Origin of the sequence: Nocardioides aquiterrae (assembly GCF_039526625.1) — a bacterium.
Taxonomy (GTDB): domain Bacteria; phylum Actinomycetota; class Actinomycetes; order Propionibacteriales; family Nocardioidaceae; genus Nocardioides; species Nocardioides aquiterrae.
This window is the reverse complement of the sequence record NZ_BAAAJE010000026.1, coordinates 56,229-76,267: the sequence shown is the minus strand read 5'-3', so window position 1 is coordinate 76,267 and position 20,039 is coordinate 56,229. Positions and strand designations below refer to the sequence as shown.

Annotated in this window: 23 protein-coding genes; 8 read left to right on the top strand and 15 right to left on the bottom strand. The window is 73.6% G+C overall.

The genetic code is table 11. From position 1 onward, the window contains the following. The 6 genes from ABD086_RS20725 to ABD086_RS20700 are packed head-to-tail and all read right to left on the bottom strand — an operon-like array spanning position 1 to position 4,421. Positions 1-528: a DUF3558 family protein gene (locus ABD086_RS20725; protein WP_343909745.1), complete on the bottom strand. Its 528-nt coding sequence runs from the start codon at positions 526-528 to the stop codon at positions 1-3. Next, complete coding sequence (locus ABD086_RS20720) at positions 525-1,937, bottom strand: sensor histidine kinase (protein WP_343909743.1); 1,413 nt, start codon at positions 1,935-1,937, stop codon at positions 525-527. The genes ABD086_RS20725 and ABD086_RS20720 overlap by 4 nt, the downstream gene beginning before the upstream one ends. After that, positions 1,934-2,641, bottom strand: a complete 708-nt coding sequence (locus ABD086_RS20715; RefSeq protein WP_343909741.1) for a response regulator transcription factor — start codon at positions 2,639-2,641, stop codon at positions 1,934-1,936. Before ABD086_RS20715 ends, ABD086_RS20720 begins: the two co-directional genes overlap by 4 nt. 46 nt (positions 2,642-2,687) lie before the next feature. Next, entirely contained in the window at positions 2,688-3,545 is an 858-nt protein-coding gene (locus ABD086_RS20710; protein WP_343909739.1) for a fructosamine kinase family protein, read from the bottom strand. After that, complete coding sequence (locus tag ABD086_RS20705; RefSeq protein ID WP_343909737.1) at positions 3,542-4,039, bottom strand: low molecular weight protein-tyrosine-phosphatase; 498 nt, start codon at positions 4,037-4,039, stop codon at positions 3,542-3,544. Before ABD086_RS20705 ends, ABD086_RS20710 begins: the two co-directional genes overlap by 4 nt. Next, positions 4,020-4,421, bottom strand: a complete 402-nt coding sequence (locus ABD086_RS20700; RefSeq protein ID WP_343909735.1) for a phage holin family protein — start codon at positions 4,419-4,421, stop codon at positions 4,020-4,022. Before ABD086_RS20700 ends, ABD086_RS20705 begins: the two co-directional genes overlap by 20 nt. A gap of 43 nt (positions 4,422-4,464) precedes the next feature. Between ABD086_RS20700 and ABD086_RS20695 the strand changes: the two genes are divergently transcribed. Together ABD086_RS20695 and hisC are read left to right on the top strand one after the other, a co-directional pair. After that, positions 4,465-5,022, top strand: a complete 558-nt coding sequence (locus ABD086_RS20695; protein ID WP_343909733.1) for a VanZ family protein — start codon at positions 4,465-4,467, stop codon at positions 5,020-5,022. Positions 5,023-5,027: 5 nt separating this feature from the next. Next, positions 5,028-6,098, top strand: a complete 1,071-nt coding sequence (gene hisC / locus ABD086_RS20690) for a histidinol-phosphate transaminase (protein WP_343909731.1) — start codon at positions 5,028-5,030, stop codon at positions 6,096-6,098. A gap of 2 nt (positions 6,099-6,100) precedes the next feature. Here hisC and ABD086_RS20685 read toward each other — a convergent pair whose 3' ends face one another. Genes ABD086_RS20685 through ABD086_RS20670 form a run of 4 tightly spaced genes read right to left on the bottom strand, consistent with a single transcriptional unit; the run spans position 6,101 to position 8,511 of the window. Beyond that, positions 6,101-6,367, bottom strand: a complete 267-nt coding sequence (locus tag ABD086_RS20685) for a hypothetical protein (RefSeq protein ID WP_343909729.1) — start codon at positions 6,365-6,367, stop codon at positions 6,101-6,103. Next, positions 6,364-6,666 carry a hypothetical protein gene (locus ABD086_RS20680; protein ID WP_343909727.1) on the bottom strand — a complete coding sequence of 101 codons (303 nt, stop codon included), beginning with the start codon at positions 6,664-6,666 and terminating at the stop codon, positions 6,364-6,366. The genes ABD086_RS20685 and ABD086_RS20680 overlap by 4 nt, the downstream gene beginning before the upstream one ends. 13 nt (positions 6,667-6,679) lie before the next feature. Then, complete coding sequence (locus ABD086_RS20675) at positions 6,680-7,939, bottom strand: MFS transporter (protein WP_343909725.1); 1,260 nt, start codon at positions 7,937-7,939, stop codon at positions 6,680-6,682. Further along, positions 7,936-8,511 (bottom strand): helix-turn-helix domain-containing protein, encoded by a 576-nt coding sequence (locus tag ABD086_RS20670; protein WP_343909723.1) that lies wholly within the window; start codon positions 8,509-8,511, stop codon positions 7,936-7,938. The genes ABD086_RS20675 and ABD086_RS20670 overlap by 4 nt, the downstream gene beginning before the upstream one ends. A 71-nt stretch (positions 8,512-8,582) precedes the next feature. On the opposite strand from ABD086_RS20670, the gene ABD086_RS20665 reads away from it, so the two are divergent. After that, the gene (locus ABD086_RS20665) at positions 8,583-9,701 is read left to right on the top strand and encodes a glycoside hydrolase family 3 N-terminal domain-containing protein (protein WP_343909721.1); all 1,119 of its coding nucleotides are present in this window, start codon (positions 8,583-8,585) and stop codon (positions 9,699-9,701) included. Continuing rightward, the gene (locus tag ABD086_RS20660; protein WP_343909719.1) at positions 9,698-10,639 is read left to right on the top strand and encodes a glutathione S-transferase family protein; all 942 of its coding nucleotides are present in this window, start codon (positions 9,698-9,700) and stop codon (positions 10,637-10,639) included. Before ABD086_RS20665 ends, ABD086_RS20660 begins: the two co-directional genes overlap by 4 nt. 99 nt (positions 10,640-10,738) lie before the next feature. Here ABD086_RS20660 and ABD086_RS20655 read toward each other — a convergent pair whose 3' ends face one another. Together ABD086_RS20655 and ABD086_RS20650 are read right to left on the bottom strand one after the other, a co-directional pair. Further along, a complete protein-coding gene (locus ABD086_RS20655; RefSeq protein WP_343909717.1) occupies positions 10,739-11,026 on the bottom strand; it encodes a DUF1905 domain-containing protein in 288 nt (95 codons plus the stop codon). Between the two features lie 16 nt (positions 11,027-11,042). Beyond that, positions 11,043-12,029 (bottom strand): family 43 glycosylhydrolase, encoded by a 987-nt coding sequence (locus ABD086_RS20650; RefSeq protein WP_343909997.1) that lies wholly within the window; start codon positions 12,027-12,029, stop codon positions 11,043-11,045. Between the two features lie 274 nt (positions 12,030-12,303). Here ABD086_RS20650 and pdhA point away from each other — a divergent pair, with 274 nt between their 5' ends. Genes pdhA through ABD086_RS20635 form a run of 3 tightly spaced genes read left to right on the top strand, consistent with a single transcriptional unit; the run spans position 12,304 to position 15,881 of the window. Then, entirely contained in the window at positions 12,304-13,491 is a 1,188-nt protein-coding gene (gene pdhA / locus ABD086_RS20645) for a pyruvate dehydrogenase (acetyl-transferring) E1 component subunit alpha (RefSeq protein ID WP_425571669.1), read from the top strand. Then, the gene (locus ABD086_RS20640) at positions 13,488-14,504 is read left to right on the top strand and encodes an alpha-ketoacid dehydrogenase subunit beta (protein ID WP_343909715.1); all 1,017 of its coding nucleotides are present in this window, start codon (positions 13,488-13,490) and stop codon (positions 14,502-14,504) included. The genes pdhA and ABD086_RS20640 overlap by 4 nt, the downstream gene beginning before the upstream one ends. 3 nt (positions 14,505-14,507) lie before the next feature. Next, the gene (locus ABD086_RS20635) at positions 14,508-15,881 is read left to right on the top strand and encodes a dihydrolipoamide acetyltransferase family protein (RefSeq protein ID WP_343909713.1); all 1,374 of its coding nucleotides are present in this window, start codon (positions 14,508-14,510) and stop codon (positions 15,879-15,881) included. Positions 15,882-15,892: 11 nt separating this feature from the next. Here the strand turns inward: ABD086_RS20635 and ABD086_RS20630 are convergent, their stop codons facing one another. The 3 genes from ABD086_RS20630 to ABD086_RS20620 are packed head-to-tail and all read right to left on the bottom strand — an operon-like array spanning position 15,893 to position 19,256. Beyond that, positions 15,893-17,029: a right-handed parallel beta-helix repeat-containing protein gene (locus ABD086_RS20630; protein ID WP_343909711.1), complete on the bottom strand. Its 1,137-nt coding sequence runs from the start codon at positions 17,027-17,029 to the stop codon at positions 15,893-15,895. A gap of 21 nt (positions 17,030-17,050) precedes the next feature. Beyond that, the gene (locus tag ABD086_RS20625; protein WP_343909709.1) at positions 17,051-18,319 is read right to left on the bottom strand and encodes an ArgE/DapE family deacylase; all 1,269 of its coding nucleotides are present in this window, start codon (positions 18,317-18,319) and stop codon (positions 17,051-17,053) included. Positions 18,320-18,371: 52 nt separating this feature from the next. Then, a complete protein-coding gene (locus ABD086_RS20620) occupies positions 18,372-19,256 on the bottom strand; it encodes a patatin-like phospholipase family protein (RefSeq protein ID WP_343909707.1) in 885 nt (294 codons plus the stop codon). Between the two features lie 36 nt (positions 19,257-19,292). Between ABD086_RS20620 and ABD086_RS20615 the strand changes: the two genes are divergently transcribed. Continuing rightward, positions 19,293-20,039: serine/threonine-protein kinase (locus tag ABD086_RS20615; protein WP_343909705.1), on the top strand; the 747-nt coding region annotated here is incomplete at its 3' end.

The following is a 20,039-nucleotide window of genomic DNA, read 5'->3' as shown; positions in this document are numbered from 1 at the left end:
CTATTCTGTCGGCGCGGAGCGGGCGAGCGCTGCGAGCAGGTCCGTGGTGCTCGTCACGAACGCGTCCCGGTCGTACGGCTTCAGGTGCACGGCGTTGACGCTCTGCACCACGCCCTGGGTCTGCACGAAGCCGGTGACCAGGATCCCGGTCCGGCGCTCGCGGACGGCGATCCGCGCGGCGTCCGCGCCGGGCACGGTGACCGGCCGCAGCTGGGATCCGGCCGCGCCCATCGAGTCCAGGGCGGTGTCCAGGCCGCCGTCGAAGAACAGGTAGCTGACGTCGTACGCCGGCCCGCCGGTGCGCTTCGGCACGAACGTGCAGCGCGGCTGGTCGACGGTGCCGGTCTGCATGGTGACCGGCTCGCCGGCGATCCGGCTGACGCCGGCCGCGGTCAGCCCGTCGCACGGGTTCCACGCGACGTCCGGGGCCTTCGACTCCGCGGCGGACGGTGGCCCGTCCGAGGACGACGAGCAGCCGGCCAGCAGCACCGCCGCGGCGACCGCCGCGGCGCCGACGCCCCGCCTCACGGCGCCGGGGTCCAGTCCGGGACCGGCGCGGTCGAGCCGGGCAGCCACAGCGTGAGCCGCGCGCCGCCGCCGGGCGCCGCGCTCGCCTCGACGGAGCCCGAGTGCCGCTCGGCCACCTGGCGCACGATCGAGAGGCCGAGCCCGGAGCCGGGCATCGCCCGTGACTCCCGCGAGCGGTAGAACCGGTCGAAGACGTGGGGCAGGTCCTCGGGGGTGATGCCGGGACCGTCGTCGTCGACGACCAGGACGCCGTCCGCCAGCCGCACGGTGATCGTGCCGTCGGGCGGGCTCCACTTGGCCGCGTTGTCGAGCAGGTTGGTGACCGCGCGCTCGACGCCGGAGTGCTCGCCGACGACGTACCAGGGCTGGAGGTCGACGTCGAAGGTGACGCCCGGGGCGCGGCGCCGGACCCGCTCGATCGTGCGGTGGACGAGGTCGGCGACGTCCACCTCCTCGACCACGTGGGTCAGCGGCTCGTCGCGGGAGAGCTCGACCAGGTCGCCGATCAGCGTGGTCATCTCCTCGATCTGCGCGCGGACGTCGCGGAGCAGCTCCTGCTGGGCCTCGGGCGGCAGCCCGCCGGCGCTGTCGGCCTGGCTGAGCAGGTCGAGGTTGGTGCGCAGCGAGGTCAGCGGGGTGCGCAGCTCGTGGCCGGCGTCCGCGACCAGCTGGCGCTGCCGGTCCCGGGACGCGGCGAGCGCGGCGAGCATCTGGTTGAACGCCGTGGCCAGCCGTGCGATCTCGTCGTCCCCCTCGACCGGCAGCGGCCGGAGGTCCTCGGTCCGGGCGATCTCCTCGACCGAGGCGGTGAGCCGCCGGACCGGCCGGAGCCCGTTGCGGGCCACCGCCCAGCCGGCCATGCCGGACGCGATCACCCCGGCGAGGCCGAAGAGGAACATCACGATGCCGAGCTTGCGCAGCACGGCCTCCTGGGAGTCGAGCGACTGACCGATGACCATCGTGCTGCCGTCGCTGCGGTGCACGGCGGCGATCCGCCACCGGGTGCCGTCGCTGCTGACGGTGCGGATCGAGGTCGCCTCGTCGCCCTTGGAGACCGCGACCTCGGGCTCGCCGATCAGTCGCTGGGGCTGGTCGGCCTTCTTGCCCCGGATCAGGCCGCTGCCGCTGGCGTCCAGGCAGGCCACCCAGACGTTGGTGGCGCCGAAGTAGTCGGCGGGGAAGGTGAAGTTGCGGTCGCACAGCGCGGACGTGGGGGTGGTCTCGGCCCGGTGCAGGAGCGAGTCGTCGAGCGTCGCCTGCAGCTGCATGCGCACGGTGAGGTACGCGCCGAAGGCGACCAGCAGCACGGTGGCGCCGGCGGCGATGGTGGTCAGCACGGTGACGCGGGAGGCGAGCGAGCGGCGGTAGTGCCAGCGTCCGTCCGGGCCGGCGGGCGGGAAGACGGTCACGATTCCTTCAGCACGTAGCCCACGCCGCGCACGGTGTGGATCAGGCGCGGCTCGCCCTCGGCCTCGGTCTTGCGGCGCAGGTAGCCGACGTACACCTCGAGCGAGTTGGCGGTGGTCGGGAAGTCGTAGCCCCAGACCTCCTCGAGGATGAAGGACCGCTCGAGCACCCGGCGCGGCCGGCGCAGGAACATCTCCAGCAGCGTGAACTCGGTGCGGGTCAGCTCGATCGAACGGTCGCCGCGGCGCACCTCGCGGGTGGCGACGTCCATGGACAGGTCGGAGAACGAGAGCACCTCGTCGTCGGCGTCCTCGTCGCGCGGGGCGGCCCGGCGCAGCAGCGCACGCAGCCGGGCGAGGAGCTCCTGCAGCGCGAACGGTTTGGTGAGGTAGTCGTCGGCTCCGGCGTCCAGGCCCTCGACCCGGTCGCCCACGGCGTCGCGGGCGGTGAGCACCAGGATCGGCAGGTCGTTGCCGGCGGTGCGCAGCGCGCGGGTCGCCTCGAGGCCGTCGAGCCGCGGCATCATCACGTCCATGATCACGACGTCGGGCGCGGTGTGCGCGATGCCGGCCAGCGCCTCGGCGCCGTCGGAGGCGAGCGCCACGTCGTAGCCGTTGAACTCGAGCGACCGGCGCAGCGACTCGCGGACGGCCTTGTCGTCGTCGACGACGAGGACCCGAGGCTTCGGTCCAGGAGCGCTGGTCACGCGACCACTCTGCCAGCCGTGCCTGAGTCGGCACTGAGAAGTGGGCTCACGTGTACCGGGAGGCGAGGTCGGCGGCCCGGCCGGCGTACCCGCCGCCGAAGTGGCAGGCGTGCACCAGCAGCGGGAACAGCTGGTGCAGCGCGACCCGGTCCTCCCAGCCGTCGGCGAGCGGCGCGGCCTCGACGTACGCGTCGAGCACCCGCGGCAGGTGCGGCAGGCCGAACAGGGCCAGCATCGCCAGGTCCACCTCGCGGTGGCCGCCGTACGCCGCGGGGTCGATCAGCCACGCGTGCCCGTCCAGACCCCAGAGGACGTTGCCGTTCCACAGGTCGCCGTGCAGCCGGGCCGGCGGCTCCTCCGGCACCAGGTCGGGCAGCCGGGGCACCACCGCCTCGATCGCGGCCGCCTGCTCCGGGGTCGCCGCGCCCCGGTCGCGGGCGAGCTTGAGGTACGGCAGCAGGCGGCGCACGGCGTAGAACTCCGCCCACGTGTCGGCGGGCCGGTTCGGCATCGGCAGCTTCCCGATGTAGCCGTCGCGGTCCCCGCCGTACGACGGCGCGCCGGCCGCGTGCGTCGCCGCGAGCTCGCGACCCAGCGCCGCCGCGGTGTCGACCGAGCTCTTGCCGGGCTCGACCCAGCGGATGATCAGGCACTCGTGGTCGACGCCCAGCACCTCCGGGACGTGCGCGCCGCCGGCGTCCGCGAGCCAGCGCAGCGCGGCGGCCTCCGCGGGGAAGAAGTCCTCGGGCGCGTGCGGGAGCGTCTTCATCAGCGCGGTGGTGCCGTCGCTCAGCCGCAGCCGGGTCGCCGTCGAGATGTCGCCGCCGGCGACCGGGGCCGTGGCGACCACGGATGCGCCGAGGAGCTCCTCGGCGCGGCGGGCGACCAGCGGCTGGCGGGTCACGTCGCGCTCTCACCCAGCGCGGCCACCAATGCCGACGCCGTCCGTTCGACCATCGCGAGGACCTCCTCGAAACCGGAGTCACCACCGTAGTACGGGTCCGGTACCTCGCTCCCGGGTTCGAGCGGGTCGAAGTCGCGGAACAGCATCACCCGGTCGCTGCGGCCGCCGATGTCGGCGAGGTTGGCGAGGTCCATCGCCAGCACCAGGTCGGCGTCGTCGTTGCCGCCCCACTGCCGGGCGCGGTGCCGGGTCGGGTCGTAGCCGGCAGCGGCGAGCGTCGCGGCCGCGCGGCGGTCCATCGGGTTGCCGACGTGCCAGTCGCCGGTGCCGGAGCTGGTGACCTCGACCCGGTCGGCCAGGCCGGCGTCGGCGAGCCGCTCCTCCAGGACGACGTGCGCCATCGGCGAGCGGCAGATGTTGCCCAGGCAGACCAGGGCGACCCGGTAGCTCCCGGGTCGCCGCGGCTGCGGCAGCTCAGTCGTCCGAGGCGTCACCGAACAGGATGCCGACGATCCAGGTGACGACCGTGATCACGATCGCGCCACCAACGGCGTTCCAGAACCCGTCGACGTAGAAGTCGATGTCGAAGAGCCCGGCCAGCCACTCGGTGAACAGCAGCATCAGCGCGTTGATCACCAGCAGGAAGAGCCCGAGCGTGACGATGATGAACGGGATCGACAGGAACTTGACGACCGGGCTGACGAACGAGTTGACGATGCCCAGGATCAGCGCCACGAACAGCAGCGCCCAGACGTTGTCGGCGACCTGGCCCCAGCCGGTCGAGCCGGTGAAGCCGATGCCGTCGAAGATCAGGATCGCCGCGGCCAGGGCCACGGCATTGGTGGCGAGCCACCCGACGAACTTCGCGAAACCCACGGGATCAGCCTAGGGGGTGGCGAGGCCCGCTACCGTCGTCCGCGTGTTCCCGGTCGGCGGCGTGGGCGTGATGCTCGCCCTGGTCCTCGTGGCCGGGGCCGGCTGCGCGCTGCTCGCGGTCGCGCTGCGGCCCCGGCTCGGCTGGGTCACCGCGCTCTCGGTCGCGGGGTTCGTCTGGTCGCTGGCGGTGATCGGCTCGATCACGCTGATCCCGGCCAACGGCGCGCCGGGCATCGTCCCCGCGGAGGGCCGGCTCGCCGGCTGTTCGTGGGACATCGGCGGCCCGGCGCCCGAGGGGTTCTGGATCGTGGGCGGCGGCCAGCGGACCCTGAACGCCGTCGTGTTCGCGCCCGCGGGCGCGCTGCTGGTGCTGGCGCTGGCGCGCTGGCCGCGGTTGGCCTGGGTGGGCGTGCCGGTCGGCATCGCGCTCCTGGCGGCGTACTCGGCCGGCATCGAGGCCACCCAGCTCGCGCTGGCCCGGATCGACCGCGCCTGCGACGTCACCGACGTCATCGACAACGTCACCGGGGCGGTGATCGGAGCGGGGGTCGGCATCCTGCTGGCGCTGGCGCTCCGCCCGTGGCGGCAGCGCCTAAGGTGACGCCCATGACCAGCCCCCAGCCCCGGCCGAACGTCGCGGAGATCCCGCCGTACGTCGCCGGGAAGCCGCCGACGGTGCGCCCCGGGATGACCTCCTACAAGCTGTCGTCGAACGAGAACCCCTACCCGCCGCTGCCCGGCGTCGTCGAGGCCGTGCAGGCCGGCGTCGCCGCCATGAACCGCTACCCGGACATGGGCGCCGTCGCGCTCTACGAGGCGCTGGCGCAGCGGTTCGGCGTCCCGGTCGAGCACCTCTCGGTCGCGACCGGGTCGGTCGGGCTGATCTACCAGCTGGTGCAGGCGTTCTGTGACCCCGGCGACGAGGTCGTGTTCGCGTGGCGGTCGTTCGAGGCGTACCCGATCGCGGTCACCGCCGCGGCCGCGACCGCGGTCAAGGTGCCGGTCACGGCCGACGGCCGGCACGACCTGGACGCGATGGCCGCGGCGATCACCGAGCGCACCAAGGTGGTGCTGGTCTGCACGCCGAACAACCCGACCGGCCCGGCCGTCACCCAGACCGAGCTGGACGGGTTCCTCGCGAAGGTGCCCCCGCACGTGCTCGTCGTGGTCGACGAGGCGTACGTCGAGTTCGTGCGGACGTCCGACCCGGTGGACGGCCTCGCGACGTACCGCGGCCGCGACAACGTGGTGCTCACCCGGACCTTCTCCAAGGCCTACGGGCTGGCGGGCTTCCGGGTGGGGTACGCCGTCGCGCCGGCCCCGATCGCGGCCGCGCTGCGCGCGGTGTCGCTGCCGTTCGGCGTCTCCACGGTCGCGCAGGCCGCTGCGATCGCGTCACTGGAGCGGCAGGACGAGCTGCTGGAGCGGGTCGAGGCGCTGGTCGCCGAGCGCGCCCGGGTCGTCGAGGGCCTGCGGGCGGCGGGCTGGGACGTCCCGGAGGCGCAGGGCAACTTCGTGTGGTTCGAGCTCGGCGACCGGACCCTCGACTTCGCCGCCGCGGCCGACGAGGCGGGGATCGTCGTCCGCCCGTTCGCGGGCGAGGGCGCCCGGGTGTCGATCGGCGAGACCGAGGCCAACGACCGGCTGATCGCCGTGGCCGCCGCGTTCGCGCGCTGACCTCAGGCGGTCGCGGCCACCGCGGACAGCACCCAGAGCAGCGGCAGCGTGGCGAGGGCCAGGGCGGCGATCCGCCAGGCCCCGGGTACGACGAGCGTCAGGCCGACGCCGGCCAGCGACGCCAGCGCGAGGACGGCGATCGTGCCGGCGGAGGCCTCGGGGCGGTCGACGGCGCGGGCGAGGTGCCGGGAGAACGCGAGCACCAGGGTCGCCGCCGCGCCGACGAGGTAGGCGACGGCCCGGGTGCCCGCGTCGTACGCCGGGCTCACACCCAGCTCACGGCGAAGACGATGGCGGCGACGAGCACCAGGACCGAGAGGATCGTGCACGCCACCGCGACCGCACCGCGAGCGCGGAGGCCGACGACGGCGAGCACGAGGGAGGGCAGCGCGACGACGGCGCAGAGCCCGGCGAGCAGGTAGCCGAGGCTCGCGAAGCCCTCGTCGCCGTACGCGGAGATCTGGTCGTAGGTGTGGAGGGTGATCAGGCCCGCCACGAGCAGCAGCACGGTGTCGAGGCCGGCCACGGTTCCCGCGACGGCCCGGACCGGGAGGGGGGTGGAGGTCATGCCCCCACCTTCGTCACCGGGCCCCGGCCGCCGCATCCGCACGGGTACTCAGATCCGGCCGGCGGTCCATCTCCCGCCAGCGCGGGTCGACGGCGGGCAGCATCGTCACCGCGAAGTACGCCAGGCCCACCACCAGCATCGCCGGCCCGAGGCCGACTCCGGTGACCAGGACCCCGCCGAGGAGGCCGCCCAGCGGCATCAGGGCGAAGCACATCGCGGTGGTCAGCGAGGACACCCGGCCGACCAGGGGCTGCGGGATCCGCTCGAAGATCACCGCACCCAGCACCGGGTTGATGAAGCCGGCCGCGAAGCCGCAGGCCATGGTCGCGCCGACGACCAGCCACAGCGGGCTGTCGAACGCGAAGGCGGCGTACCTCGGGAGCCCGCACACGAGGAACGCGAGCAGGTAGGTCCGGTAGCGCGGCAGCCGCGCGGCCCAGGCGGCGGCGCAGACCGCGCCGATCGCGGAACAGGCGCTGAAGACCGCGAACACCAGCCCGATCGCGCCCGCGCCGCGGCCGGACTCGACGGCCCAGACCGGCACCAGGACGGTGACGTAGGCCGCGTCCAGCAGGTTCGTGAGCGCCACCATCGTCGCGATGCCGAACAGCACCCGGTCGCCGCGGAGGAAGTCCCAGCCCTCGCGGAGCTGCCGGCCGTACGACGCCGCGTCCTCCTCGACGAGCGGCGGCGGAGCCGGCAGGGTGCGGGTCGTCACGAGCAGCGCGACCGCGGAGAGCCCGAAGCTGAGGGCGTCCACGATCAGCGCGTTGGTGGCGCCGATGACGGCGACCATCCCGCCGGCCAGCGCGGCGCCGAGCATCGACGACGCGCGCTCGACGGTGCCGGCGAGGCCGGTGACCCGCTCCAGCGGGACGTTCGCGTGCTCCGCGACCGCCGGCACCAGCGCCTGCTTGGCCGAGTCGCCCGGGCCGCGCAGGCCGCCGGCCACGGCGACCAGGCCGAGCAGTGCGGGGAAGCTCAGGGTCCCGGCGGCGTGCAGCAACGGGATCATCCCGACGACGACCAGGCTGGCCAGGTCGCAGGTGATGCTGACCCGGCGGGCGCCGATCCGGTCGATGACGGGACCGCCGAGCACCTTCAGCACGACCATCGGCAGCGTCTCGAACAGCGCCACCAGCCCGGTCTGCGTCGCCGACCCGGTGGTCGTGAGCACGAGGAACGGCAGCGCGATCATCGACACCCGGGTGCCGGTCAGCGAGATCGCCTCCGCGGTGAGCCACCCGTAGAGCGGGGTGCGCCGCGAGGTCATGCGCCCGCTCCGCCCACCCGGCCCGGGTAGGGGAACCCGTTGAGCTGCACGACGTACTGCACGGCGTCCTCGGCGTCCTCCTCCTCCGGCTCCGCGTGGAGGACCTCGTGGAGCGTCTCGAGCAGCGCCTTGGCGCGGGCCGGGGTCAGCCTGATCACCCAGTCGCTGTACGACGTCGCGTCCGCCCACTCCGGCGGCAGCAGGCCCAGCTCCTCGACCGACCGTTGCAGGGTCTGGGTCATCACGACCGCGACCGACTGCAGGTAGGCCTCGAGCGTCTCCTTCTCCGCGGGGTCCGCGGGCGGCGCGGTGTCGGTCATGGTCGCCTGGTGGGCCGCCTTCCACCAGCGGTCGCGGGCGTTGCCGCGCTCGGTGTCCTCGACCACGAAGCCGTGCCGCTCCAGCTGGCGCAGGTGGTACGACGTCGCGCCGGTGTTCAGCCCCAGCCGGGTGGCCAGCGTCGTGGCCGTCGCGGGCCCCTCGATCCGCAGGAGGCCGAGCATCCGGAGCCTGAGCGGGTGCGTCAGCGCCTTGAGCGCGTCGGGGGACGGGGTGATCGAGGTGACGTCCACGGCAGCACCCTACGATTGCAAAGAATCATTTGCAAACAGTTCTCTGCAATCGGGTTGGATACGGTCCCGGGGTGTTCTCCTCCGTGGTCGCCGCCGTCGCGCTGGCACTCTCGATCGCTCACGCCGCGCCGCACCGGCCCGCCCAGGTGCTGGAGGACATGACGCTGGCGCAGCGGGTCGGCCAGCTGTTCATGGTCGGGACGCCGGCCGACCGGGTCGACCAGCGGACCCGGGCGCAGATCGGCGCCTACCACGTCGGGAACGTGATGCTGACCGGCCGCAGCCACGACGGCGTGCGGAAGCCCAAGCACGTCTCGACGGTGATGCGCCGCGAGGTGGACGCCGCGTCGACCGGCGGGGTGCGGCTGTTCGTCGCCACCGACCAGGAGGGCGGGCTGGTGCGGGTCCTCCAGGGGCCGGGCTTCTCCGACATCCCGACCGCGCTCGTGCAGGGCACGTGGGGGCTGCCGCGGCTGCGCCACGCCGCGGAGACCTGGGCGGGCCAGCTGCGGGGCGCCGGGGTGAACATGAACCTGGCGCCGGTGACCGACACGGTGCCCGGCCGGAAGGCGGCCCGGCACAACCCGCCGATCGGGAAGTACGACCGGGAGTTCGGGTACACCACGAGGGTCGTCGGCCGGCACGGCGTGGCCTTCCTGCGCGGCATGACCGACGGTCACGTCGTCCCCACCGTCAAGCACTTCCCGGGCCTGGGCCGGGTCCGCGGGAACACCGACACGTCGGCGCACGTGACCGACCGGGTGACCACGCGGCACGACTCCTACCTGCGGCCGTTCCGGGCCGCGGTCCGCGCCGGGGTGCCGGCGGTGATGATGTCGACGGCGTACTACTCGCACCTGGACCCGAGGTGGCCGGCCGCGTTCTCGCCGTTCGTCGTGGGCACGATGCTGCGCGGCGACCTGGGCTTCCGGGGCGTGGTGATCTCCGACGACCTGGCCCGCGCGAAGCAGGTGGCGTCGTTCTCGCCCGCCGGGCGCGCGCTGCGGTTCATCGGCGCCGGCGGCGACATCGTGCTGGTGGTCGAGCCGGACCCCCTGCCGGCGATGTACGACGCGGTGCTCGAGCGCGCGCGGAACAGCGCGACGTTCCGCGCGAAGGTCGACGCCGCCGCGCTGCGGGTGCTGCGCGCGAAGGACCGTCAGGGGCTGCTGCCTAGGGTGGGGCCATGAGCGATTCGGGCGAGTTCAAGCGAGACACCGAGTACATCCCGGACCGGATCACCAAGGACGCCCGCAAGCCGGAGCACGGACCGGTCGAGGGCGAGCTGTGGCCGGTCGAGCCGGGGCGGTACCGGCTGGTCGCCGCGAAGGCGTGCCCGTGGGCGAACCGGTCGATCATCGTGCGCAACCTCCTCGGCCTCGAGGACGTGATCTCGATGGGCCTGTGCGGTCCGACCCACGACGAGCGCAGCTGGACCTTCGACCTCGACCCCGGCGGGCGCGACCCGGTGCTCGGCTACGAGCGGCTCCAGGAGGCGTACCTCAAGCGCTTCCCCGACTACTCGCGCGGCATCACGGTGCCCGCGGTGGTCGACATCGAGTCCGGCGGCGTCGTCACGAACGACTACCCCTGGATCACCCACGACTTCTTCTTCGAGTGGCGCGACCACCACCGGCCCGACGCCCCGGACCTGTGGCCCGACGACCTCCGCGAGGAGATGGAGGACGTCATGGAGCGGATCTACCACGAGGTCAACAACGGCGTGTACCGCTGCGGCTTCGCGTCGTCGCAGGAGGCCTACGAGGAGGCGTACGACCGGCTGTTCGCCGCCCTGGACTGGCTCGAGGACCGGCTGTCCGAGCGGCGCTACCTGATGGGCCCGCAGATCACCGAGGCCGACGTCCGGCTGTTCACGACCCTGGCCCGCTTCGACGCGGTCTACCACGGGCACTTCAAGTGCAACCGCAACAAGCTGACCGAGATGCCGGCGCTGTGGGGTTACGCCCGGGACCTCTTCCAGACGCCCGGCTTCGGTGACACCATCGACTTCTTCCAGATCAAGAAGCACTACTACGTGGTGCACAAGAACATCAACCCGACCGGCATCGTGCCCAAGGGCCCCGACACCTCGGTCTGGCTCACCCCGCACGGGCGGGACGGGTTGTAGGCGGGACCGGGGCGGCGGTTTCCCCGGTCGACCGGGGAAACCTGCACTTGCTGGCCGAAACTTCGGCCGACAAGTGCAGGGATCGGCCGACAAGTCCGGTCAGATCTCGATCCGCAGCCGCAGGTGGACGACCGTGCCGAGCTCGATGGCCTCGGCGCGGCGGACCTTGTCCTTGAGCGGTACGACGTAGCGGCCGTCCTTCGGCCACAGCGAGGTCGTCCACGCCGTGTCGCCGATGGTCACGGTCACGGGCACCATGCCCCAGCCGTAGGTCACCGCCGCCGCCGTCTCGGCGATCTGCTCGGCCTCGTCGTGGGGCACCCACACGAAGTGGTACGGCGCGGGCCCGCGCCACGACCACACCTCGCCGCTGAACTCGAGCTCCACGACGGCAGCCTAGGTGTCACCGCCGGACGAACCCGTGCACCCGGGGAGCGCCGTACCGCCAGCGCAGGTGCGCGGCGTACATGACCCGGCGCGCCCACGGGCGCTGGGCGCGGCCGAGGTAGAACCGGTGCGGACACGGCCGGCGGCCGTGGCCGCAGGTCCAGCCGTGGAAGTACACGATCGGCTGCTTGCGGCCCGCGGTGAGGACGTCGGCGCCGCCGGGCCCGCAGATCCGGGTGTTGTGCCGGCGCAGCAGCAGGTGCGGGCGGGCGCGCTTCCAGCCGAACAGGTGCCGCGAGCTGCGCCAGGTGGTCCGGTAGTCGCAGCTGCCGAAGTAGCCCTCGGACGTGAACAGGACCAGGTGCTTGCGGTGCCGGACGAGGACCGGGTTCTCGACGGTCCGGTGGCTGCGGAACAGCACCCGGGCCCGGGCGTGGTGGCCGCGGTGCCGGCCGTCGCGGGTCAGCCGGATCGCCCGGATCGAGGTCGGGTTGCCCTGCGTCTTGAACAGCAGGTAGCGGCCGCCGTTGCTCCGGCGGAACCCGGACGGGTCGATCGCACCCTGCGGCGGGCACACCAGCGGGTGCTTCCCGATCGGCCGGAACGTGTCGAGCACGCGCCGGGCCGCGGCCACGCCGATGCACCGGCGCCGGCCGTGCGCGACGGCGGAGTAGTACAGGAGCCAGCCGTGCCGCGCCTGCACCAGGTCGGGCGCCCAGATCTGGTCCGACTTCACCCACCGCGGGAGGTCGACCAGCGCACGGCGTACCGGGTGCCACGGCCCCCGCGGCGACCGCGAGACGGCCCGGGGCGCGAGGTAGCCGGTCGCGATCGCGACATAACCGCCCGAGAACGACGCCACGGACGGATCGGCGAACCGGTCGTGGTGGATCAGCGGCGTCGCCCGCTGCAGGGGCGCCACCGAGCCGTCCGCACCTCCCGTGGTCTCGACCACCAGCACCACCACGAGCGCGGCCAGCGCCGCCCGCATCCCCCACCGCATCGTTCCCACCAAGATGACTCGAAACCCTGAACCGAGCGCACAGGATCACCCGTGCCGGCGCTCCGCGCAGGGAAACACGCCGAATCGGGACCCGGCGACCCCCCGGCAACCGAGGGCCCGGGCGATTGGCGGCGGCGCCGCGGACGCGGGTAAGTTGAGCGGGCACGATTGTGTTCCGGGTCACAGGGCGCACCACCCCCGCGTCCCGCGTCCGGAGCGACAGCCATCGGCGCGCGGCGGACCCCGCATGGCCGACGACATCGAAGGAGCGCACGTGAGCACGCAGTCATCGGGTGACACGCCACCCCCCGGGTCGACTCAGTTCGGACCGGACCTGGCCGAGGTCTTCGGTCCCTCCCAGCAGGACGGCGGGCCCGAGCTCGTCCAGCTCCTGACCCCCGAGGGTGAGCGGGTGGAGCACCCGGAGTTCTCCTTCGACCTCGGCGACGACGCCATCCTCGGCTTCTACCGCGACATGGTCCTGACCCGTCGCATCGACACCGAGGCCACCGCCCTCCAGCGGCACGGCGAGCTCGGCATCTGGGCGCAGCTGCTCGGCCAGGAGGCCGCGCAGATCGGCGCCGGCCGGGCGCTGCGGCCGCAGGACTTCGTGTTCCCGACCTACCGGGAGCACGGCGTCGCCTGGTGCAAGGGCGTCGACCCGCTCGACCTGCTCGGCCTCTTCCGCGGCGTCGACCAGGGGTCCTGGAACCCCGCGGACAACAACTTCGGCCTCTACACGATCGTGATCGGCGCCCAGACGCTGCACGCGACCGGGTACGCCATGGGCATGCAGCGCGACGGCGTGGTCGGCACCGGCGACCCGGACCGCGACGCCGCGGTGATCGCGCACTTCGGTGACGGCGCCTCGTCGCAGGGCGACGTGAACGAGTCGTTCATCTTCGCCGCCTCCTACAACGCCCCGGTCGTGTTCTTCTGCCAGAACAACCAGTGGGCGATCTCCGAGCCGATCGAGCGCCAGAGCCGGATCCCGCTCTACCAGCGGGCTCTCGGCTTCGGCTTCCCCGGCGTCCGCGTCGACGGCAACGACGTGCTGGCGACGTACGCCGTCACCAAGGCCGCCCTCAACCGCGCCCGCGAGGGCCAGGGCCCGACCTTCGTCGAGGCGTACACCTACCGGATGGGCGCGCACACCACGACCGACGACCCGACCCGCTACCGGCTGTCGGACGACCTCGAGCGCTGGAAGCTCAAGGACCCGATCGCGCGCGTCGAGGCCTACCTGCGCCGCAACGGCGTCGCCGACGACGACTTCTTCGCGACCCTCCAGCAGGAGGCCGACGACCTCGGCCACCGGCTGCGCGAGGGCTGCAAGGCGCTGCCCGACCCGCAGCCGCTGAGCATCTTCGACCACGTCTACAGCGAGATCACCGACGAGCTCGTCGCCCAGCGCGACGGCTTCGCGGCGTACCTCGACTCGTTCGAGGGGGCGCACCGATGACCGGCGGAGCGCAGCCGAAGGTTTCGACAGGCTCTACCCAGCGGGTCACGCTCGCCAAGGGCCTCAACATGGGCCTGCGCAGGGCGATGGAGGACGACCCCAAGGTCCTGCTCATGGGCGAGGACGTCGGCAAGCTCGGCGGCGTCTTCCGGATCACCGACGGCCTGCAGAAGGACTTCGGCGAGGACCGGGTCATCGACTCGCCGCTGGCCGAGTCCGGCATCGTGGGTACGGCGGTCGGCCTCGCGCTGCGCGGCTACCGGCCGGTCGTCGAGATCCAGTTCGACGGCTTCGTCTACCCGGCGTACGACCAGATCGTCTGCCAGGTCGCGAAGATGCAGTTCCGCAGCCAGGGCAAGCTGAAGATGCCGATGGTGATCCGGATCCCGTTCGGCGGCGGCATCGGCGCGGTCGAGCACCACAGCGAGAGCCCGGAGGCGCAGTTCGCGCACACGCCCGGCCTCAAGGTGGTCGCCTGCTCGAACCCGGTCGACGGCTACTGGATGATCCAGCAGGCCATCGCCTGCGACGACCCGGTGATCTTCCTCGAGCCGAAGCGGCAGTACCACGCCGACAAGGCCGACCTCGACGAGTCCGCGACCCCGGAGCCGCTGTTCTCGTCCCGCGTGGTCCGCGCCGGCACCGACGCCACCGTGCTCGCCTACGGCCCCACCGTGAAGTCGGCGATGGCCGCGGCCGAGGCCGCCGCCACCGAGGGCAAGTCGCTCGAGGTCATCGACCTGCGCACGCTGTCCCCGTTGGACATGGCGCCGGTCTACGAGTCGGTACGCCGCACCGGTCGCGCGGTCGTCGCGCACGAGGCGCACGTCAACCTCGGCATGGGCGCGGAGATCGCGTCGCGGATCACCGAGGAGTGCTTCTACTCCCTGGAGGCCCCGGTGCTGCGAGTCGGCGCGTTCGACACGCCGTACCCGCCGTCCCGGATCGAGGAGGACTACCTCCCCGACCTGGACCGGATCCTCGACGCCGCCGACCGCTCGCTGGAGTTCTGAACGATGCCCGAGTACAAGCTGCCCGACGTCGGTGAAGGCCTGACCGAGGCGGAGATCGTCGCCTGGCACGTCCAGGTCGGCGACGTCGTCGAGATCAACCAGATCGTCGTCGAGATCGAGACCGCGAAGTCGATCGTCGAGCTGCCCTCGCCGTACGCCGGCGAGGTCTCCGCGATCCTCGTCGAGGTCGGTGAGACCGTGCCGGTGGGGACGCCGATCATCGCGATCGGCGAGCCCGCCGCGGCGACGTCCGACGCGGCCCCGGCGGCCACCACGGAGATCGACCTGTCCAACCCGGCCGCCTCCGGCGGCGGCGAGGGCGAGTCGCTGGTCGGCCGCAACAAGGCCGACCGCGGCCCGGTCCGCCGGGCCCGCAAGGTCGCGTCCGGCGCCGCCGCCGCGCACATGCAGGCGCAGGCGGCGTTCGAGGTCGGCGAGTCGCCGATGGTCGAGGCCGACGAGACCCCGGTCCCGTCCACGCCCGCGGCGCCGGCCGCGGCGGCCTCGGTGCAGGTGCTGGCCAAGCCGCCGGTGCGCAAGCTGGCCAAGGACCTCGGCGTCGATCTCCGCTCGCTCACCCCCACCGGCCCGAACGGCACGGTGTCGCGCGGCGATGTGGAGGCTGCTGCAGGCGCGGAGCCTGCGGGGGTCTCGACGGGCTCGACCACCGGTGAGCGCGAGTGGCGCGAGCCGGTCAAGGGCGTGCGCAAGATGATGGCCCAGGCGATGAGCCGGTCGGCCTTCACCAGCCCGCACGTGACCGAGTGGGTCACGGTCGACGCCACCCGCACGATGGAGTTCGTCGAGCGGCTCAAGGCGCGCCGCGAGTTCCGCGACGTCAAGGTCTCGCCGCTGCTGGTGCTCAGCCGCGCGGTGATGCTGGCGATGCGGCGCACGCCCGAGATCAACTCGTGGTGGGACGAGGCCGCCCAGGAGGTCGTCTACAAGCGGTACGTCAACCTCGGCGTCGCCGCGGCCACCCCGCGCGGGCTGGTCGTGCCGAACGTCAAGGACGCGCAGGACCTCTCGCTGCTCGAGCTCGCCCAGGCGCTGAACGCGCTGACCGCGACCGCCCGCGAGGGCAAGACGCAGCCGGCGGAGATGAGCGGCGGCACGTTCACGATCACCAACGTCGGCGTCTTCGGCGTCGACGCGGGTACGCCGATCATCAACCCCGGCGAGTCGGCGATCCTCTGCTTCGGTGCCATCCGCAAGCAGCCGTGGGTCGACCAGGCCACCGGGGAGATCGTGGCGCGCGACCTCACGACGCTGGCGCTCTCCTTCGACCACCGGCACATCGACGGCGAGAAGGGCTCCCGCTTCCTGTCCGACGTGGCCGGGATCATCGAGGACCCCGCCTCCGCGCTGCTGTTCTGAGGTCGGTCGGGTCACCGGCGCCGCTCGAAGGCGCCCAGGTCGACCCGGCGGACCACCGGGCGGCGGACCTGCCCGGCGGGGTGGACGTACTCCCAGCGCGCCCGCCACCGCTGCGGGACCCGCACGCCGCGGTCGATCGCGGGCGACCCGGCACGGAGCCGGAAGTCGTCGTGCGCGGGGTCGGCGAAGCGCTGGGTCCCCACCCGGCGGTTGGCCCGCGCGGGCACGCCGTCGAGGTTCGTCAGATCGCCGGGCCCCACCAGCAGGTTGTTGCGCAGCTGCGCGTCGCTGCCGTCGGCGAGGCTGACGAAGGTGCCCGTGGCGCGCCGGTTCACGAAGGTGTTGTTGACGACCCACAGCTCGCGCGAGGCGGATCCGAAGCCCTCGGCGCCGTAGGAGACCAGCGCCGAGTTCGCCGAGCGGGGCCCCTGGACGATCGTGTTGCCGGCGACGAGGGACCGCCCGCCGTTCGGCAGGTCGATCGAGTAGCTGGCCGTCGCTCCGTGGTCGGAGATCAGGTTGCCGGCGATCGTGTTGCGGGCCGCGCGGGACTTCAACTCGTGCCCCTCGTCGGCGCCCCAGAGCCAGCTGCCGGTGACCGTGAGGGAGCGGACCGCCCCGATGTAGAGGTTGTGCGTGTAGCCGTCGCCGGCGCCGTTGCGGAAGAACCGCGACCGCCGGACCACGATGTCGCTGCCCGGCGCCGCGCCGGCGAGGATGCCGTTCTCGTTGTCGTGGAACCGGCTGCGGGTGACGGTCAGGTCCTCGCCCTCCTGGCGGATGCCGGCGCCGTTGCCGTCGGGCACCGTCGCGCCGCTGAACTCGATGCGGTCCACGGCCGTCCGGTCGCCGGCGATCACCCAGATCGCCTTGCCCTGCGCGCTCCGGCCCTCGGCCCGCAGGTGCACCCGCCCGCCCCGGCCGCGCAGGGTCAGGTCGTCCTGGGTCCACGTGGCGACGTCGCCGGCGTACGTGCCGGCGTCGATCAGCACGGTGTCCCCGTCGCGCGCCACCGCCGCCGCGGCGCTGGGCGTCGTGAGCTCGCGGTCCGGGCCGACCCGCCAGGTGCGCGGCCCACCGGCGTCCGCCGGAGCGAGGACAGCGAGGCAGAGGACGGACCCGAGGACCACCGAGAGGGTGCGACGCATCGCCCCATTGTCGGGCACGGGTCAGCGGCAGGCGCGCACCAGGGCGAGCACCAGGCTCTCGGTCACCGCGACGAGCTCGCGCACCGGCACCGACTCGTCGGGCCCGTGGGCCAGCCGCACGTCGCCCGGGCCGTAGTGCAGGGTCGGGATGCCGGCGGCGGCGTACTGCCGCAGGTCGCTGCCGTACGGCGCGCCGCGCTCGCGGGGGCGCGGCCCCTCGGTGACGTCGGCGTGCGCCGCCGCGACCAGGTCGTACAGGGCGCGGTCGGCCTCGGCGTACGCCCCGCTGGCGAACTGGCCGCCGGTCCACGCCACGGTCGGCGGGTGGTCGCGCAGCCAGGGATCCGCGGCCGCGGCCTCGGCGACCGCCTCCTCGAGCTGGGCCCGGGCGGAGTCCGGGTCCTCCTCGAGCGCGACGCCCAGCCGGCCCTCGGCGACCAACAGGTCGGGCACGGAGCTCGCCCAGTCGCCGCAGGAGACCTTGCCGATCGAGAGCGGGTAGGCGAGCGGGTACTCCGCCATCAGCGGGTGCGGGTCCGCGTTGCGCCGGGCCTCGAGCGCGACCAGCGCGGCCTGGACCGGCAGGAACTTCTCGAGCGCGCTCACCCCGGCGTACCGGGTGCTGCCGTGGGTGGCGACGCCCGGGACCCGCAGCTCGAAGGTCAGCGCGCCGGCGTTCGCCGTGGTGATGGTGCCGCTGGTGGGCTCGGTGATGATGCAGGCCTTGCCGCGGTGGCCGCGGCCGAGGGTGGCGAACGCCCCGAGCCCGCCGTCCTCCTCGCCGACGACCAGCTGCACGGCGTACGGCTTCGACAGCTCGATGCCGGCGGCGCGGACCGCCCGGACGGCGGCCAGGTTCGCGACCACGCCGGCCTTCATGTCGCAGGTGCCGCGGCCGTGGACCTGGCCGTCGGTGACGGTCGCGGTGAACGGGTCGCCGCGCCACGACCCGAGGTCGCCGCTGGGGACCACGTCGACGTGGCCCTGCAGCACCAGCTCCGGCTCCCCGGGGCCGCTGCTCGCCACGAGCCCCCAGGCCTCGAGGCGCTCGGCCTCCCAACCGGGGAAGGCCGGGTCGGCGGTGAGCCGGTCGAGGTCGAGCTGCCAGAGGTCGACGTCGAGGCCGAGCTCGCCCACCTGCTTGGCGATCCGGTGCTGGACGTCGCACTCGGCGTCCGAACCGCTCACCGACGGGATCGCGATGAGGTCGACGAGGTCCCGCACGAGCTCGCGCTCGTCGACGAACGCCAGCGCGCGGAGCTCGAGATCGGAGAGGTCGCGGTGGGACATGCGCGCACGTTAGTGCCGGGCGGCACACCCCGGAGGGTGATTGAGGAGATCTTCAGTGTCCGGCGGCGTCCAGCGCCTCGGCGGTCAGCCGGCGGCCGAGCTCGATCATCTCGGCGGCGCGGTGGAACTCCAGCGACCGGGCGGCGCTGACCGGGACCGTCACCAGCACGTCCGGCGGCAGGCCGGCCATCCGGAAGCGGCTGATCAGGCCCTGCATCGCGTCCATCGACATCCCGATGACGTCCGAGATCCGCAGCTCGTCGAGGAGGCTCGGCTCCGCGGGCTCGACGGTCCGGCCGACGGTACGCCGGACCCGGTCCACCAGCTCCTCGCGCCACGACGGAGGCGCGGCCTCGCGGGCGGGGGCGGACGGCTCCTGCGGCAGCCGGGTCCCGGAGAGCGAGATCGCCACGGTCAGGTCCGCGGCGGCCGCGGCGGTCGGCTCGATCGGGACCGGGTTCATCAGGCCACCGTCGGCGAGCAGGCGGCCGTTCATCTCGACCGGCGTGATCACGCCGGGGATCGCGATCGAGGCCCGGATCGCCGAGATCAGCGGGCCGCGCTGGAACCACACCTCGCGGCGGGCGTGCAGGTCGGTGGCGACCGCCGTGTAGGGGATCGGCAGGTCCTCGATGGCCCGGTCGCCGATCAGCTGCTCGACCTGGTCGAAGATCCGCTGCGCCCGGATCGCGCCGGGCGCCGACCACTTCGGGTCGAGCAGCCGCAGCACGTCGCGCTGGGTGAGCGACCGGGCCCACTCGACGTACGGCTCCAGCCGGCCGGCCGCGGCGAGGCCCCCGACCAGCGCGCCCATCGAGCTGCCGGCGATCGCGACGATCTCGTGCCCGCGGGCGTGGATCTCCTCGATCGCGCCGATGTGGGCGTAGCCGCGGGCGCCGCCGGAGCCCAGGGCCAGGGCCACCCGCTGTGCACTCATGTCTGCACCCTAGGCAACCGGGGTAGGACTCGCAGCGTGGAGACGCTCGGGCCGTACCGCCTCGTGCGCCGCCTCGGGGGCGGCGGCATGGGCGTCGTGCACGAGGCGTGGGACGCCGGGCTCGAGCGCCCGGTGGCGCTCAAGGTGATCTCGCCCGAGCTCGCGGACGACCCGGGGTTCCGCGAGCGGTTCACGCGCGAGGCCCGCACCCAGGCGGCGCTGGTGTCCGAGCACGTGGTCCCGGTCTACGCCCACGGCGAGGACGGCGGCCGGCTCTGGATCGCCAGCCAGCTCGTCCCCGACGGCGACCTGGGCCGGCTGCTGCGGGAGTACGGCGTGCCGCCGCGGCCGGTCGCGCTGGACCTGGTCGACCAGGTGGCGGCGGGGCTCGCCGACGCGCACGCGGCCGGCCTCGTGCACCGCGACATCAAGCCGGCGAACGTGCTGCTGCGCCGCGGACCGCGGATCCGCGCGTACCTCTGCGACTTCGGGATCGCCGCACCGATCGGCGGCCCCTCCGACGACGCCGGCACCCCGGCGTACATGGCGCCCGAGCTGACCGCGGGCGGCCCTGCGAGCGTCGCCTCCGACGTCTATGCGCTCGGGTGCCTGCTGCGCGCGCTGCTTCCCGACGGCGACCCGCTCGAGCCGGTCGTGCGCCGGGCCACGGCCCCGCGGCCCGAGGACCGCTACCCGTCGGCCACGGCGCTCCGCGCGGCGCTCGCGGCCGCGCCGGAGCCGCGCCGGCGGCGCTGGTGGCCGGCCGCCGTGGTGCCCGCCGTG